Source organism: Bacillus mycoides (assembly GCF_000832605.1).
GTDB lineage: Bacteria > Bacillota > Bacilli > Bacillales > Bacillaceae_G > Bacillus_A > Bacillus_A mycoides.
Genome location: NZ_CP009692.1, coordinates 4787228 through 4803924 on the forward strand (window position 1 = coordinate 4787228; position 16697 = coordinate 4803924).

Here is a 16697-nt window from a genome sequence, read left to right on the forward strand (position 1 = left end):
AAAGCATAAGTTAATGAAATAGAAAACTTATGCTTTATTTTATTTACAAAGTGATACTCCAGTCTTTTAACTATTCCCCTCCACAAACCGCCCAAACTCCTTCAAAAATCTCAGCTTAAAACTACCCACAGGCCCATTCCGATGCTTTGCCACATGAATCTCCGTCATCTCTTTCTGCATCGTTTCCTTATCGTAATAATCTTCGCGATACATAAGCATAATGACATCCGCGTCTTGCTCAATCTGTCCTGTCTCTCTTAAATCTGATAAAAGCGGACGCTTATCTTGACGTGACTCTACGGAACGAGACAATTGTGACAATGCTACTATACAAACATTTAAATCACGCGCTAATAACTTAAGCTTACGAGAAATTTCACTAATCTCTTGAAATCGATTGCCCTTATGCTTCGGATCGCCCGTAATAAGCTGCAAATAATCCACAATGACTAAAAGCTTTTTATCCCCATGCTTCCTCTTTAACTTACGAGTCTGCATCCAAATATCCTGCATTGTAACACCTGCTTTATCATAAATCTCAAGCGGTAACTCACCAATCTCCGCAAACGCCTTACTCACCTTTTCCCAGTCCTCTATCGTAAAACGATGCTTCGGATTTTTCAGCCTACCTCCTGACACTTCGCCCGCGCAAGACGCCATCCTTTTTAACAGTTGCTTACTACTCATCTCTAACGAAAACAATCCAACTGCCGCTCCAGACTTCGCCGCATGCAGTGCGATATTTAATGCAAACGCCGTCTTCCCCATAGAAGGACGCGCACCAAGAACGACAAAATCACCTTCCTGCAATCCGCACGTCATCTTATTTAACGATGTATAACCAGTCTCAATACCAGTATTCTCTTTCGTATCTTGATGAAGCTCCTCATACAAACCAACTAACGCATCCTTCAAATCAAACTCACATACACAGTCCTTTTCCTCTAACTCACAAAGTTCCGTAATTGTCTCACCAATAATTTTCTCATTCTTCTCCGCAATAAGACGCTCTCCCATCTTGCGCCCAAGAATGCCAGCCTGATACATTTTCCATGCACCTCGAACAAGCCCCTCATAATAAGAGAAGTTGGCAGTTGTAGGCACACCCTCTATTAATGCTATAAAATACTCCATTCCCCCGATATTCTCCAAAAAATTTGGATTCATCCGAGAAACGAGCGTCACAAGATCAATTGGTTGCCCTTCATCTTCAATTTTTCGCATTAACCGAAATATAGACTTATGCACCGGCATAGAAAAATAATGCTCCGTCAAACGGCACTCCTTAATAAGCTCTCCATCAATTAAAAGAGAACCTAATACCGTCTTTTCCGCCTCCACATTTTGAATACTCATGGACGCCACCCGCGTTCCGCTAAAAAGCGCTGCAACTCTTCCTCTGACGGCGCATTCTTCTCCCACTCCTCGCACCTCGTCAAAAACTCCTCCGTCTCCCCACTACTCACAGACGACTCTTTCTTCCTAAACTGAGCCGTATCCGCCTCAACCTCAGAAACTTTCGTAAATCCTTTCCCGTGCCAACCTCTCAAAATCCCCTTCACATAAGCAACCGTCCGCTTATTATTCTCAAACGCAATTTGAAGAGCCTTCAGCACAAGCTCCTCTGACAAATCTTCCATCCACGCACTCAGTTCCTCCACAGTATGAGGAGACAAACTACCAAAATGTTGCTCATAAAAAGAAAACACGCGACTTCCCGTCTCTTCCTCTATAACCTCTTCTTCCGCCTCTTCACAAACTGGATCTGGATCCACATCAACAGCCAAATCACTCGGCATACCGAAATGTGCTAAAAGCATCGGAACATTCAGCTCCTCCTCTACGCACTTCTGAAGAAACATATGTACAAACTCCTTATTCTTCACACCCTTCAGCTCACGAAGCACACACTTCTCCACATTCGTATTCGTCACCGGATTATAACGAAGCCAATTCAAAACGAATAACTCCCGAGTATCCGCATCATAAAGAATCTTCCCATAATCAATAAAGCGCTGCACTAACTTATCAACAGTCTCCCGATTATAACCAGTCTCCATCTCAGCTAACCGCTTCGGAAAAGGAAAAATCCCACACTGCGTCGTCTTCGAACAAGTTAACAAATAAACATAAAAATACCGCTCCTCCGGCGTCAAATCCAAAACAAAATCATCCTGCCAAAAATTCACCTGCACATTACGATACACCGCCATCCTAATTCCTCCTGTCCCGATTCAAAAGTAAAAAATTCTTCTTTGTACTATATATAGGAAGGAGGAGTGGGTTTTTGGCGTGTTATTTCAATTTTTTTTTGACTACTACTACGGTGTTTGTTGTTGTTTTTGTTTTGTTGTGTTTTTTCTTAGTGATTTATTACTTGGTAGGGGCTTTGTAGGGGTATGGGAGGGGCTATCTATCACATATAAATTATAATTTCACAAAATAAAAGAGCCTCTAAATAATATTAGAGGCTCTTTCTAAGAGATTGGATTTTCTGAGACTATAGAAGCGTTAGTAAAACATAACTATTTCATTCCCTACAATAAAATACGATTATCTAAACTTAAATTATCTTTTATTTAGTCAAACTCAATATCAAATATCTTTTTATATTTATTTCCACCATCTCAATCCATTTGAACTAATAGTTAAGTTTACTTCTCTTCAATAGTACCTCCTTTTATTATTCAATCTCTTATAACCTTGTTTGTATCATTTTCGTTCATATAAGGGTAATTATTTTTTGGGATTAGAATACGAAAGCTCGTATTCTAGATCCCTAAAACTTTTAATTTCTTTTTTTATAACAATTCGTTATAAAAATTTCAGATGCCGTATTTTGAGTAATTATCAACTCTAAAACCTGATCACTACTGTATACTACCATACTGATAGTTCCAAGCTCTGCATCTACATCTTTTTGAAGATGATTTCCTAACATTTCCCTATCAAGACCATACCGATTTACTCGATAAAAGATGTCTAAAAGCTCACATCTTTCTTGAATAGAAAGCTCGATGTCAGCAAGATCCTGCAATACTTTCGCTTCAAAAGATAAATTTGAATACTCCACAATAGTAACAAATTTCATTATGTATCCCCCTATATGCACTTTTCAATGATCTACAAAAACAAGGTATTTCTAAATAAATTCTAGCACTTCTGTTAAGAAGTGTGAATACACTTTTCGCAAAAGTAAAATCACTGTTTATTTCTTGGTACAATTTGAATTTCCAAATCTAATATATTTAAGATCTTTAAAAGCGTATCGATATTATAGTTTTCACCAGCAGTAATTCGAGCAATTTGAGGATAACTCATTCCCTCAATTTTATCTGCTGCCTTTCGTAAAGATAATTTTTTATCTTTTAACCCCTGACGTACCTCCTCAGATATAACTTGTTTAGGAGTTGTTATATGATGATATTCATCTGGAATCTTAATGAACTCAGAGATACTGTGCTTCTTGTTATCCATAGCTAAATTCACCTCCAGTTATGGTTATCGTATATAATAACATCCAATTAAAATTATAGTCAAACAACCCTATTTAATTATCATTACCAAAATAATATATTTACAAAATTACCCAAATGTTATTCCACTAAATACAATTTTTTATTGACTCCCTATATTCTATTCCATATAATTATTGTTATCATATCCACTAACAATAATAATATGACAGGGATACTTTCCCCTCTCATTTCTTTCAAAACTTACATTAAAAATTCAATAGGAGGCAATTACATGAAATATAAACATATATCTAGCGCAATTCATATCTTGCAAGAACTCTTCCATAACACTGAACATAAAAATCATTTTCTAGCTATGAAGACACTGGAAATGTATATTGATTTGAACTTATTCCAAGACGCAAAGCTTGTGGCTGAAGAAATAGAAAGACAAATAGCCTTTGGGCTCTTAGCGCCATTAGCATTGTACGATATGATTACTGCTGAGAAAATCGAACAGCACTTACGTGGTCTATAATTTATTTCACAAACTGTATTACATAAAGGAGCGTTTAAAATGAGCAACCAAATATTCAAAATGGAAGTTGACGGGAAAACAATCACATGGGAAGAAAAATCACATGCACAAATCTTCCGTAACTTTTGGAAATATTTCATGGAAAAAGATTTACAAAAAACGATTACAACCATTGAACTTGTAGGCATCCGAACATCTAATCTTCCATTCTTTGAATCTATAAATGGAAGTAAAAAGAAAAATATCTTTGTTACAGCTGACTATTATGTTTACACACATTTAACACCAGCTGCCATGCAAAAAGTATATACAAAATTCATTTCTGGATGGGAAAAACAAAATGATGGACCCCTTAACAAAGAGTTTGAAAATACGCTTGATCAACCACAGGACGAAGAAAAACCAAAACTAAAAAACATCTATAAAAAAAGTCTCGCAATGGATTTAGTGCGAGCTGGTCACGACCTTCATCATACAATGCGTAACCGTTCCAATCCCAAATATCAAATATATGTGCTGGTGGAAACACCTGAAATGATAAGAGATTTGCTTGCCCTAGTTGAACGTGATGAAAGATTGTATCAGGAGGGACAAAAAAAATGAAAGACCGTACGAAAACGATATTATTGTTCTTGTCGGTAATAATAATGATAGTAATGTTCGCCATGAACGTGTGGGACGATTTGTTTCATAAAAACGATGAAACTATAAGGCATGAACAGGAGCGTGAAGCTCGACGGCTACAACGAGAAGAATGGATAAAAAATATGAAGTAAAGGGTACATATACTACATGTATCCTTCATGATATTTCCATTATTTCATTTTTGTAGATTCACGCCAATCTTTAAAATCCTTTTTTATTTAAGCACTACTCCCCAACATTTAACACCTCTAAAACCTCCCTAAACAACACCGATCCCCTCCCAACAACCAACTCCAAAGGAACTTCCTTAACTAGCCCATCTCTCCCCACCATAACAACCTCATTCTCATAATCAACCCAAATCTGAACATCCTGCACATAATAACTCTTAACAGAAGATGCCTCATCTAAATTACGATGATCCAGCTCAACTTTAACTTGCTTCGTAAAACGGCGTAATGTTTTCCAAAGGGTTCGTTCTTCTTTTGATTTCATAAATAGTTCCGGGAGTTCTTGCACCTCTTTTAATAACGACATAGTTGTTATTGTGTATGCTTGAATGCCATATCCTACTGGGCGGATGAGGTGGTCTAGTTTTTTCCATGGATCTAGTTCGAAATTTACATACTCATCGTTTTGTTGCATTTGAATGTGTTTGATTTTGGCTACGTATTGAATGCCGCCTTTTTCTCCGTGCCATTTTTTCGGCGCATATAATGCTATGTACTTCGCTTCTTGCCATCCTGGTTTTAGCTGTGTGACTGGTAACTGATATATACCTTCTTTCCTATATGTTTCATAGTCACTTTCAGTTTTCACGCTGCCTACTAATACTTTTTCTTCTAGTGAGGAGTGCCATTCTTCTTTTGTTCCTCTTGGAAGAATACCTTCTTTTATAATTTCTTCTGGGCTTTTTTCAATGAGATGATCTAGAAATTGTTCGACTAGTCTTGTTGCGTTCGGTAAGAATGGGAAGCCACCAATATTTACTTTTTCGATACTTTTATAAAATGGATGGTTCTCATATTCTTCCTCTTGGTTCCATGGGAATAGTACGTATGCCCCATAAGCTGTTCGCTCAAATGGTCCTTTTTGTTCTACTACTAGTGCATCTCTGTAACGATGCATTGTATTAATGTCTTCTTCCATTGGACCAGGGGTGCCATACTTCCTTTTGTAATGAGGATTTTCAGCAAAATCAATTCGATATTTTGCATCAAAAATGTATTGGTATTGATATCTCTTTCCCTTTTTCTCAATAGCAAGCATCGTATCTGGCTTTTGTGTAACTGTTGGCAGTCTACCGTTTCTTTTTTGGAAGTAAAGTTCGATTACCTCATCTGTTTCGGGATGTTTGAACGTTCTTTTTGCGGTTTTACTTTCATCTAGCGTTACATATAAACCATCTTGTTTAACTTGGATAACATCTTGATGGAGCGGTATATATTTTTTTGATAGAATTTGTCCGAGTTTTAAATATGTCCAGTATTCGTATAACCTTGCGACATCTTTTACCGACATTTTGAAAATTTGTCCTCGTAATGTTAAACCTCGCGATAGCATTAAGAAGATTTGATATGCATCTCTATAGCCTGCTGCCATTTGGATAACGAGTGAAAAGACTGAGCGATCCAATTTTCCGATTCCTCTCCAAAATGGATCGTTCAATTCACTTTTCATTCGATACTTCATATTTTTCACACGTTCTAACAAGTCTTCATCCGTTACACCACGTGTATATCTAGACTTTGGTTCTAGCGCCTTAAGTAGATCATCTATTTTATGTACGACTCTTTGAATCATCCATTTAACAAATCGATTTTCCAGCGTATCATATGACACTTCCTTATAAGCTGTAATACCTTTAGTTGGTATACTGTTTTCTCCTTGCAACAAGTGTGGGCGCTTTCGCAAATAGTTCATTCCGACAGAATCCAATTTTCGAATTTTTTCTCCTCGCACTAGTTGATGTCTGGTCATAAGCGTATGATGTGGTTGTCTTTTAATGTGAGAGATCGACTTCATAAACCGCTCAAAGGAATCATTTAAAATACGATAAAACTCACTCTTCGATGGATTTGTAGCGTAAATTGCAGATGCTCCTAAGTAAGTTCTCTTTAGTAAATGAAACGCTAAATTATAAATTTCATCATTTACTTCATCTAATAAGGCCCTGTAATCATCCTTATAATCAAGTTTTGACGGGAAAACTTCAAATGTAACTGTTAGTAAAGTTTCTTTATCATCCTTAATTTCAAACGTTGTATTTCCTACTTCATTTGGAAATGAAAGATTCCCCATTAACACATGAAGTGATCCCATTTGAATGGAACTAACTTGCTTTCGAAAGCCCGGATGTTCATGATAAAAGGAGAACTGCTTGTTATTTTTCGGAACAACAACAAGCTGATAACTTCTATTCTCAAAAAAGATTGGCGGATGTTCGTTCCATTCATCTAATCTCTGCAATCTCGCATCAAATACAGAAACGGATTCCGTCTTCCCATCTACATGAAAATACATCATTTCATCTGCTTTCATAGCGTGATATTCTTTTAAACTCTCGTATTTTTCATGATAAGGATTTCCTTTAATCGTCAATGATAGCTCCTCTGTTTCAATCTTAACTAGCTCTATCTCATTATTAGATCCAGAAAGAGGTGAAACCATCATACTCGAACCTCCTTAACATATGAGACAGCTTGTTAGCTGAACGAGGATACTTAGCATAGGAAGCGTCATTATTGCCACTATCATATTCTTCATTTGCACATAATACATACAACTGTTTTAATACCTCTTCTGTTCTGCCATCGCTCCCTGCAAGACGCGGTAAAATCTTTTGATATATTTGATAATCAAGCGCTTCATCGAATGACAATAACTTCCCTTGTTCGTTGTATGCCATATAGAAACAAATTTCATCTCGTATACGGTATCCAACTTGAGCCCCCACTGATTCAAGTATTTTATTTATTTCTATTAAAATGTTCGATATATTTCTAACAAGATCTTCGTTTTCTTTAAAACATTCCTTCAGATGAAGATACGCAGTTTCTAAAGAGCGATTTGAAGCAATTTCAGCTTCCTTCTCTTCTACATCCATTAAGAAATTAAAATAATCTAAGTTAACAGTATTAAACTCAATCGTATTCGCTCGATCTAATACTTTCTTACTTAACGGATGTGTCGTTTCGTCCATATTTACAGTTCCTATAATATATACATTTGATGGAATCGTAATATGCTTATTTGTAATTGATTCTGGAAGTACCGTTGATGTAACAATTTTTCCATCTTTCCATTTACGACTTTCAATTACACTTAAAAAGTCACTAAAGTAGTATTCCACTCGAGCTAAATTCATCTCATCCAACACTACAAAATAAGGTCTATTTGGATTTGCATCTGCAGCTTCAAGCACCTTAATTAACGGTCTGTCTTGAAACTCTCCTTGAAGATTCACATAACCAAGTAAATCAGAGCTATCACTCCAATCCGGTCGAACCGGGATAAGCGTAAATTGTCCATTCTCTTCCGTTGCTCCTAAACTCTCCGCAAACCACTGAGCAATTTTCGTTTTCCCTGTACCCGAAATACCTGATAAAATCACAAACGGCTTTGTCTTTAGCGAAAGGAAAAAGTTAATAAGATCCTTTTTCTCATAAAAGAAACCTTTACTTTGAATATAAGAAGACACATGATCAATAATGGATTGCTGATCTAAATGAACTTCTTTCCTCCCATAAATCACTTCATATTTTATTCCTTTCTCTTTATAAGCAATAAATCCCTCATAATAGCGAAGCATTTCTTCTAGATCCTCTACTAACTCTTTTTCACTTGGCATTTTATTAGCAGCGTACGCAATATATGCAGCTGTTGAATTCGCATATCCTTTCGCTTTTGAGCTTGTCCCTAGGAAAATCTCATCATCTTTTTTCACCTTTTGGGACATATGTATTTGCTCACGAATCTCTTCTTTAATTTTTTGCATCTCTTCTTTAGACGTTTCCGTCACACCTTGCGCCAACGTTAAATATAATCGTTCCATATCTTCACTAAATAAATAAACGATATAATATCCTCTCTGCGTAGATGTCGTAATATCTTTATTCATAATTGCAAGCCATGGAACAGCAGCCCAGTTTCCTTGTCCAATTGATCCTGTGACAACATACTGATTATGATCAATAAATGGTAACCTCGTTATTTCCGTTGTCATCTCATTCCTAACAACCGATCCCATTTTATGACTCGCAAATCTTTCTGTTCTTGCCTGTAAATACTCATTCATAACCGTTAAAAACTTTTCACGTAAATTACTGTTCATGCTACCGCCCTTTTCCCCATCATCTTTTACATATTGTTCAACAAGAATCCATTCATCATTAATTAGTCCTACTTGTTCAAGCCAATCTAGTAAGTTACCCGTACGCCGCTTCGCTACCGATTCAACCATTAAATTATCCCCTAATGAATTTCGGACAATCGTCATTCCCAAACCTACTAAAGCTTCTTTCTTTTCATCCTTTGAATACTTCTCTAACAATCCAAGAACAAATAGAACATGTCGGAAATATTCCTGCTTTAAAACTAACTGGGCAATGTAGATATTTTTATCTTCTGATTGAACATATTCATTTAATAGAAGCTGATTCATTTCATGAGATTCATTCAAAAAGCCCAACAATCTTAAATCTTGGCGCGCATTAGATTTCACTCTATATAAATTTTCATCCGTTTGTTCACGTAACGTAATTGGATTATATGTACCATTCATTATCTCTTCTAAAAAGAGCATGACTTTATCATATTTTTCACTCGGTAGATTATCGGTTTTGAATTCTTTAAATGTAATAGCTCCCGATTCCTTTACATCCACAAATGGAAGCTGTGAAAAGAAAGCTACCAAGAAAGTATTACATTCACTCGCTTGTCCAAAATCTTCACTCTTTACTGTACGCATAGCAATAAATTTTCTCCAAGCATCCTTAAGAATTTCAAAGCTCGCTTTAAAATAAGGTGGTGCTTCCTTTTCATATTGCTCACGTGAAAATTTAGCTTCAACGTATAATCCTTCATCATCTTTATTTATAACTAAATAAGTTTTATCATCATTTATATCTTCAACCTGCTTCGTTAATTTAACCAATTCAATTATGAGTTGCTCTAACATTTTCATCCCCACCGTTACAATTAATTACAATTACTACTATTTTACCAAACTATGTATAAAAGAAAAATCATACAATATGATGTATGATTTTCTACTCTATTATTTAAAATACTTCTGATAATCCTCTTCATTTTTAAATTCAATCGGTCCGACATCCATTCGAAACTTCCCGTTCTCGTACAACAGTGGTGAAGCCTCTGAATGGTCTTTTGAGTAGCTTTCTACATGTGAAATTTTCATCTCATTTGAATTCGTGAAATCAATATGAGCAATACACACCCAATAAGCATGGTCATTTATTTCTAATAACGGTGCTGTTACAACGCTTCCCATATGATTATCGACAACAGCTTTTGCCCTCATAGAATAAAAACTACCTACCCCATTGCCGACAGCACTATACGCAGCAAATAAAACATATTTTAAAGCTTCTGGTCGATAAATACGAATTGTTTCTTTTCCTGGTTCTTGCGAATCACCGTCCAACACAATATACGGCGACACTTTAGACGAACCTAGATTTTTATAATAAACTTTTCCTATCTCACCCTTGGTTGTTACGTAAAAACAATATATGTCTAAATATTTATTTGTTTCTCATTCTAAAGTAGCTGTTACCATTTTAGATTTTTGTATATTTATAGATTGTTTTTTCTTCAATTCAACCTTCACTGCATTAATAGTTTTTTGTACTGGAGGCGAAGTAGGAAATATTTTCTTCTCTACAGGAGGAGCAGTTTGTTTTTCATCCTCTGCGATCTCTATTCCAAAACTTGTACACAATGCAGCTAATCCACCAAAATAACCAGCTCCAATAGGATTAAACTTCCATTCTCCTCCATGTCGATATAGCTCTCCAACAATAATGGCACTTTCATCTGTAAACGGATGCGTGATAGGAAAATGAATAATTTCTAATCCCGATTGTGGAACAAGAAAAATCCTGCATTTCAAGCAGGATTTTTGATCAAACTTTTTTACAAACAGTACATCTATTTTATAAACGGTACGACTTTCTTATAACCAATACAACTTTATTTCAAACCGACATATAATTGCATTTTACCCTAAAATAATTAAATAACATTTCTCATTGCTAAACGATAAGTTTGTTACGGTGTGAGTCGAACCCACTGTCTCGGAATGTTATTATAACAAGAGTTGCGGGGGAATTGATTTTATTGACTATGTTTTTGACTACGATACGAAAGGAATTAGGTTGCGGGACAATGCATTCCTTTAATCTAGATTATGATTTATACCTTCATATTTTTTAAAAAAGTTCAATATATTTCATTGATTAGTCCATTACTTTCACTTTATCTTCGATGAAATCAATTTCACTTTGATTTAATCCATACTTCTTGTACAATTGCTGATCAATTTCAGGAATATCTTTTGACCAATCGATATCAGAATTATGTATAAAATCTTGAAGAGGGATATATGCCCATTTAGATGGTGGATTATCTTGAGTAATTTTCAATATCCCCAATAGACATCTTAAAAACTTAGTTTTTATATATTTCATAGCATTCTTTGCTTCACTTTCAGAGGTAAAGGCACCAATACTAATAAAAGTAGGGGTTGCTGATTCGAATGGTCGCCCAATTACTGGTGTACTTAAAATCTCTCCAAATGATCCACTGCCATTTGCCTTAGGAATAAAAATTTTCCACTTATCAATATTATTTTTTTCGGGATAACGGGCTGACATATATTTTTTATTTATCCATCTCCAAACTCGTTTTCCATTAAATAGACCTAAAATTTTGTAATAATCATTTGAATTAACAGGAGTTTCTTCTTCAAATGCATAATGAAGTGCTTCAAAAGTGGACGATTTAATTTCATACTCCTCGTTTGGACCAAGTTCCTTTACCTCGGGACGCTTTTCTTGAATAAATAGCAGTCTGTCAGTTTTAGAATTTGGAAAATCTCTTAGGAACTCTTCATTGAATTTTAAATCCGATCTCCCACCGAACATAATAGTTGGTAGATTTGTTTCAAAATCAAGAGTAAAATGCGACGCGATATTTTGTAAATTTTTCTCTGGAATAAATTTTTTAATTGCTCCAAATTCTTTGTTTTCATCACGATAGAGTACAACCACTCCACCTTTGATATCTGTATTAGGAAAAATTTCATTAGAGTTTTGATTATAATACTCAACCTTTAAATGCGGGTCATTTAACATCTTTTGATTCCAAATTTTAGATGTTAATCCAGCATTAAACAAAAATCGTGCTGGTGAAATTAAGCAGTATTTTTCAGCCATATTTTCTGATAGGTCATAAAAATACTGATAAATCGGTTCTTGTCTATTATTCACATCTGAAGCTTCCTGATATGGTGGATTACCAACCACAACATTAAATTTCACATTCTTACCTCCAAATTTAGTAAGTATTTCGTTTTTTGTATCGACTAAGCTCTCTTTAATCTTTTTCGGTAAATCTTCAATATAAACTAAATTTTTCTCGAATTTCTTATTTATTTCGTAACCGTTCAAAGTTCGATAAGTTATCGTTCGAGCCATAGGTGTTTTATTTAATGCGAAAATATTATTCTCAAGTACTTCTTGCCAAAGTTCCTTATCTTTTTGAACATAATCAGCTTTGGCCCAACTTTCACTTTCTTGCAAGTACCGACGTTGATAAATATTAAACGCCATATAAAGCGGATAAAGACCAGTTTTACTATTAATTTCTAGTATTTTTGCATCTTTAGCAAACACTTTTTCTGTAATTTCACCATTATCAATTTCTCTGTAACCTACATGACTAAGTGGCTCCTTATAAGATTCATCAAAGAAATTATAGCCTCCTAAAGTTTCACCTAATTGTAAATTCACTACCCGCCATGGTGTTAAAACAGTTTCTTTATCAGGATTTTTAAACCCAGAGAAAATAGAAGTAATTTTTTCAATTCTATCTTGATAACTTAAGTTATTAGCTGATAAAGCAGCTTGACGAATACGATGTCCTGCTTCAACAAAAATCTCAGGATCATAGAACTTTTTGAAATTCATAAAATCTCTTTTAGTAATTCCTTTTGGCATAAATTCTTCCCATGATACAGGATCAACAAGATTTACAAAATCATCTAAAGAAATGTCTTTATCTAAACCTAAATCCATTCCATAAATCATTAACGGAATACGGATTGAAATTCCACGCAAAATAGCAATCATATTATTACGTTCTTTACGTAATTTTTGTTCTGCCTCAATTGCTGCTTTTTCTTCTTCAGTGCGTTCTTTTTTAGGTTTATGTTTGCCTCGTTTCGCTTTTTCTCGTTCCTGCTCATCAAGCCCGTTAATATTTACGTCTATTTTGTTTGTACTTTTAGTTTGTTGTGTTTTACCTAATTTTCCATTTAGCTCATTAAACAGTACTACATCTTCTTGAGTAACTTTCCATAACTCATCGTTATAAATAGAAGAATCATCAAACCCAGACAATACAGCCTTTTCAGCATATACTTTTTTCAATTGACGCATCATTTTATCAACTGAGTATGGCTTCATTTCATGACCTGATTGCTCAAGAACAGGCAAGAAGTTAAGAAGTGTCCCTAGCTTTTCTTTTTGCTCAACAGTATTCAATGCACCTGCCTTAGGAGACATTGATACCGATTTGGCTAAAATATTTAATGCTCTATCTGGTGCAAAGTCAAAAATATAAGCTTTTTTCTTCATTCCGAGAACTTCATCAGAAAAAGGAGTTTGAGCGCGAAAAGCAGCTTGAAGATAGTTTTGTGCACTAGTTGTATTATTTAAAAATACTACCGCATTTAAAGCCGGAATATTGACACCTGTTGTCAATTTTCTAACTGTGAGAATAATAGTTTTGGTTTCTGATGGTTTGTCAGTAATCGTAGCACGAACACGAACCATATCAGCATCGTTTTCACCAATAATCTCGTTATCGTTATCATTAACAATATTTAACACTGAATATTCGCCAAGAACAGGATGATTATTAAGTAATACTTTTAAAGATTTAGCTGCAGCTCTACTTGGAAGTAACCACAAGGTATGACGAATACTTTCCCGATACTCTTTGGTAGAAAACGGATAATTTGTTTTACCATCAGATGAAATTTGGTCTAACCATTTATTTATTGAGGATTCGTGTACAAATTTCCCGTTATCATCAACCTTAAAGAATTCGGCAAAATCGAAATACTTATCGCTATTTTGATATTGTTTATCCGTCGCCATTTTAAATGTGTACATCTCAACTTGTGGCAATGTTTCATAGGGATTAACTTCATTTGGATGTTCCACAGAAAATCGAACTTTCGCTTGTTGCTCCATAATGTAATCCCAAGTAAAGACTTGTTCTTCACTAAATTCATCAAGAATATTGAATGGTGTACCTGACAATTCTAATATTTTGGTATTATCTTTCGTTAACATTTCATAAAGCTTGTCACCGCGTTCTGTTTGAGTTCCTTCATGGGCCTCATCGACCACAACTAGGTCCCATTCAATCTCAAAAAATTCGCTATTTTTTTCGAATTTCCCTCCTACTTCTGCTGCACCGCGGAGATCTTGTATAGAAACAAAATAGATGAAAGGTGAATTTCCATTCATTAGTCTCTTAAGATCTTTTTCTCCCATTGTTTTAGAAGCATACTCGTAACCGGCTTTTGCCATTTCGATTTTTTTAAAGTCATCAAACCATGAATCTGAAACGACTGGACGGTGAGTCATTACTAATACTTTTTTATAATTATTTTGTTTAATTAGTTCATAGGTAGTAAGAGTTTTTCCAAAGCGCATTTTCGCATTCCAAAGTACTTTTTGATGTTTCTTGAATGCTTTAGTCGCTTGCTTAACAGCAGTATCTTGTTCAGAACGTAAAACTATTTTTTGAGGTTCTTCCTTATTTTCAAGTTTAAGAGATTTACGTCCCTCTTTTACAGCTTTTATCGCCGCTTTAGCTGTTTCCAAATCTATTTGAAACCACTCCGTACCTTCTAAACCATCTTGATGTTTATATCCCGAACGAGTTAAAACTTGATGAACGTCAGTATCTCCAAACCAAGACTTAGTTTCCTTTATCCAAGCAAGTTCCGACCAATCAATTCTCGCTGGAACACCAGCAGTACGCATGTAACCATTAAGCCTCTTACGTGTTATAGAGCGTAGAAATTCACTATTAGGTGACCAATCTTCCTCTTGGTCTTCTTCAGGAGCAGTCGTTTCCCCTATTTTTTCTGCACCTTCATATGCAAGCCATTTTCCACTACTATTGTCAGCTGTTTGAATATATACGATTTTACGTTCTTGATTACTTTTAAATCTTGAGATAACCGTTGGGACTATAAATCCCTTTCGCTTTATTTCCACGTTAGTGTAAGTGAGCATATACCAGTATAAGATAACTCTTAACTGTGCTAATGCCTTATAAGATAAGGCCTCATTATCCTCAATCGTATGGGCTCCTTTATTACCACTACTTTTGACGTCATAAAAAGCATCAATTACTTGTTGGGGAATATCATATTTATGTGATTTGATAATTGATAATTTATCATTAAATGATGCTCTATATGGAACTGTTTCATAATTCAAGTCAATTATTAAGTCTGTCAATGATTCCGCTACTTTTCTCACATTTACTAGTGTATTATCATAGGCTTGAAGTGCAAAATCCAATTCAGCCTGTGTAGCAAGTTTGTAGAGTAATGCTAAATCGTTGTCTAATTTCATGAATTCAAAGTTAGAACTTTTTAGTTCAATATTTAACTTATCAAGTACTTGACTCATGCTTATTTAGCTCCTTTATCAAAATATTCCATTTTATTTATTTCCCAATTCATTATTTTTACTCTTTTACCAGGAATAATTATAAACTGTCCTGCTTCATTTTCTTCTGAATTATCATCAAACCTTAAATCAAAAGACATTTGAACTTCTAGCCTTGTTTCTTTTGATTCAGACAACGGTAATATATAATATGGCCCACTGCTTTTTTTAGGTTTGCCGTATTTCTTTGCAATCCCATCCATTTGAAAAATATTGTAACTAATAATTTCTGCTACTTTTTCAAAAAGACCATATAATGGTTCCTCTTGCCACTTTTCAAAGTAATAATCACGATATGTGTAAAGAAGATTTTCTCGAGCTATTAATAATGAATCCCCATTCCATTCAAATCCATAACTTGCTTGATACGCTAATTCGACTAAGCGTTGCCATTCAGCTTTGTCTGAAACTTCAGCGTTAATACGTGCCAGTTTTCTATCAACAAAGCCAACACGTTCATTTATTGGCACTAATTCACCTGTTTCCATATCATAGCGAGTTGCCATGTACGGTGCTTCGCCACAAGTAATCTCAAGCCACGTACGCTTCACATAAGTTTCTAAGTCGTCGTCTAAATAATCACGTTCGACTACATCATTCTGTTGCTTTACAACCCAGATTGGTGTAAATACTTCCGCCTTTGACTTGGTTCGTTCTTTCTGAAGTTCCCGAGTTTTCAAAGCACGTGGCATAATTAAGTGCCCATTTTTTCCCGTCACCAATTCTGGTTGAATTTGCGCAGTTGCAGCATACGTTTTTAAACCCTGACTGATATAATTTTCGTTCGCCCAAATTATATTTTTTTTAGTCTTTGTAGTTGATGAGGTTCTATCAAACAACAAAATATTTAAGATCTCAGGCATCTGTTCACGTATGGTATTTTCTAAAATATCAGTGGAATTAATCTCATCAATTATTTCATTATATGCAAATGATGGCTCACACACGTTATTCTTTTCCTCCGAACTATCATAAAGCATAGTCATCTTCCTTCCATCATACTATTTAATTCAGTATTCTATTAAATAAAATAACATTAATAACAAAATTCGAGTATTT

Annotated in this window: 10 protein-coding genes and 1 pseudogene; 2 read left to right on the forward strand and 9 right to left on the reverse strand. The window is 35.0% G+C overall.

Annotated features, from left to right (window positions below; translation table 11 throughout):
* Positions 1–66: 66 nt before the first annotated feature.
* The 4 genes from dnaB to BG05_RS26420 form a co-directional block, all read right to left on the reverse strand.
* Complete coding sequence (dnaB, locus tag BG05_RS26405; RefSeq protein WP_033733823.1) at positions 67–1356, reverse strand: replicative DNA helicase; 1290 nt, start codon at positions 1354–1356, stop codon at positions 67–69.
* Positions 1353–2213, reverse strand: coding sequence for a DnaD domain-containing protein (locus BG05_RS26410; RefSeq protein WP_033733826.1), 861 nt, complete (start codon positions 2211–2213; stop codon positions 1353–1355). The genes dnaB and BG05_RS26410 overlap by 4 nt, the downstream gene beginning before the upstream one ends.
* 575 nt (positions 2214–2788) lie before the next feature.
* Positions 2789–3091 (reverse strand): hypothetical protein, encoded by a 303-nt coding sequence (locus BG05_RS26415; RefSeq protein WP_002166246.1) that lies wholly within the window; start codon positions 3089–3091, stop codon positions 2789–2791.
* Positions 3092–3201: 110 nt separating this feature from the next.
* On the reverse strand, positions 3202–3477 hold the full coding sequence (locus BG05_RS26420) for a helix-turn-helix domain-containing protein (RefSeq protein ID WP_002166247.1): 276 nt from the start codon (positions 3475–3477) through the stop codon (positions 3202–3204).
* 273 nt (positions 3478–3750) lie between these two features.
* Here BG05_RS26420 and BG05_RS26425 point away from each other — a divergent pair, with 273 nt between their 5' ends.
* Together BG05_RS26425 and BG05_RS26430 are read left to right on the forward strand one after the other, a co-directional pair.
* Positions 3751–3996 carry a hypothetical protein gene (locus tag BG05_RS26425; RefSeq protein WP_002166248.1) on the forward strand — a complete coding sequence of 82 codons (246 nt, stop codon included), beginning with the start codon at positions 3751–3753 and terminating at the stop codon, positions 3994–3996.
* A 39-nt stretch (positions 3997–4035) separates the two neighbouring features.
* Positions 4036–4599 (forward strand): hypothetical protein, encoded by a 564-nt coding sequence (locus BG05_RS26430; protein ID WP_002166249.1) that lies wholly within the window; start codon positions 4036–4038, stop codon positions 4597–4599.
* A 267-nt stretch (positions 4600–4866) separates the two neighbouring features.
* On the opposite strand, the gene BG05_RS26435 is transcribed toward BG05_RS26430, so the two are convergent.
* The 5 genes and pseudogenes from BG05_RS26435 to BG05_RS26455 form a co-directional block, all read right to left on the reverse strand.
* Positions 4867–7311 carry a restriction endonuclease-like protein gene (locus BG05_RS26435; protein WP_002166251.1) on the reverse strand — a complete coding sequence of 815 codons (2445 nt, stop codon included), beginning with the start codon at positions 7309–7311 and terminating at the stop codon, positions 4867–4869.
* Entirely contained in the window at positions 7286–9820 is a 2535-nt protein-coding gene (locus tag BG05_RS26440; RefSeq protein ID WP_033733828.1) for an MrcB family domain-containing protein, read from the reverse strand. Before BG05_RS26440 ends, BG05_RS26435 begins: the two co-directional genes overlap by 26 nt.
* A gap of 99 nt (positions 9821–9919) precedes the next feature.
* Positions 9920–10747 (reverse strand): annotated as a pseudogene (locus BG05_RS26445) (TerD family protein); the annotation flags it as partial.
* Between the two features lie 373 nt (positions 10748–11120).
* The gene (locus BG05_RS26450) at positions 11121–15599 is read right to left on the reverse strand and encodes an Eco57I restriction-modification methylase domain-containing protein (RefSeq protein WP_003187673.1); all 4479 of its coding nucleotides are present in this window, start codon (positions 15597–15599) and stop codon (positions 11121–11123) included.
* Between the two features lie 2 nt (positions 15600–15601).
* Complete coding sequence (locus BG05_RS26455) at positions 15602–16624, reverse strand: restriction endonuclease (protein ID WP_234706358.1); 1023 nt, start codon at positions 16622–16624, stop codon at positions 15602–15604.
* Positions 16625–16697 lie beyond the last annotated feature (73 nt).